The following is an 842-nucleotide window of genomic DNA, read 5'->3' as shown; positions in this document are numbered from 1 at the left end:
GCTTTCGTGAGAGAACGCTACTAAATGAAAAAAACGCTGCTTTTTTCATAGAAAGATCGCTATTAAGAACCTAAGTGAAAATGATCAGCCCCCATAGTACCTCTCATGAACAAATCACCGCTACAAGTACAACGCTTGGAATCCCCAGAGCCCCCTAAAGCTCAACCATCGCTTTAATGACCTTCGTCTCCGGCTTCAGCCAGCTATCGAAATGAGTAATCATCTCCGCAAATGGGACGCGGTGGGTAATATAGCTTTCTACATCGATGCTGCCGCTCTCGACAGCAGCCATAACGTTTGCGAAATCCTCGATGGTCGCGTTGCGGCTGCCCATCAGTGTCATCTCCCGTTTGTGGAACTCTGGATTATTAAATGAAAGATCAGCTTTAACTAAGCCGACATAGATGAGCTTTCCTCCATGTGCAACGAATCCGAAGGCATCGGTCATCGACCTCGCGTTGCCAGTTGCATCAAACACAACGGTCGGAAACTCACCGTTCGTAAGTTCTGCTAGCCGCTCCTTCGCTCCATGCAGCGCATTGACCGTCTCATCAACCTTTGCCCATTGTTTGCAAAATTCCAGCCTGTCATCTTGAATATCCATCGCAATAACACGTGCCCCGTGATGCTTTGCGAATGCCATAACTCCAAGCCCTATCGGACCAGAACCAATGACGAGCGCCGTTTCCCCATGGCGCAGCTCGGATCGTCGAACAGCATGTGCTCCAATGCTAAACGGTTCAAGCACGGCGCTCTGATCAAGCGTCAATCCATTCGTTACAAGTAGATGGGAAGCACGGCGCTCTGATCAAGCGTCAATCCATTCGTTACAAGTAGATGGG

General features: G+C 49.3%; 1 protein-coding gene. It reads right to left on the bottom strand.

The annotated features are described in order from the left end of the window. Window positions 1–154: 154 nt before the first annotated feature. A complete protein-coding gene (locus AC1DWN_RS34570; RefSeq protein WP_477563316.1) occupies window positions 155–769 on the bottom strand; it encodes a zinc-binding dehydrogenase in 615 nt (204 codons plus the stop codon). Window positions 770–842 lie beyond the last annotated feature (73 nt).

The organism is Paenibacillus sp. P4_A7 (genome assembly GCF_056402455.1).
This window is presented reverse-complemented; position numbering and strand designations above follow the sequence as displayed.